This is a genomic window from Flavobacterium rhizosphaerae (assembly GCF_046000445.1).
Taxonomy (GTDB): domain Bacteria; phylum Bacteroidota; class Bacteroidia; order Flavobacteriales; family Flavobacteriaceae; genus Flavobacterium; species Flavobacterium rhizosphaerae.
In genome coordinates, this window is record NZ_JBELPZ010000006.1 from 60312 (window position 1) to 60792 (window position 481).

The 481-nt window shown below is 44.3% G+C and carries 1 protein-coding gene; it reads right to left on the bottom strand.

Annotated elements, in window-relative coordinates:
• The coding region (locus ABS766_RS07735) for an Ig-like domain-containing protein (protein WP_457809842.1) at nt 1-481 on the bottom strand (481 nt) is incomplete at both ends.

Genomic DNA, 481 nt, shown 5'->3' on the forward strand with positions numbered 1-481 from the left:
CATACCACATTACATCAGTACCTGTAGCCATAAGATCTGAAACAGTAGCATCATTACAGAATGTTTGTGCATCTGCCGTTGGTGCAGGAGTTACATTTACAGTAACCGCAACAGCAACGCGTGGGCTTTCACAATCATTCATCATTTGCGATGCATAGTAAGTACCTGTAGCAAGTGCAGCATCTGAAGCAAGTGGAGAACCACCGGTTTCATCAGCATACCACATTACATCTGTACCTGTAGCCATAAGATCTGAAACAGTAGCACTGTCACAGAATGCCTGTGCATCTGCCATTGGTGCAGGAGTCACATTTACAGTAATAGCAACGGCAGCCCTTAGGCTTTCGCAGCCATTAAGTGTTTGCGATATATAATAAGTACCTGTAGCAATTGAGGCATCAGAAGCAAGTGGAGAACCACCGGTTTCATCAGCATACCACATTACATCTGTACCTGTAGCCATAAGATCTGAAACAGTAGC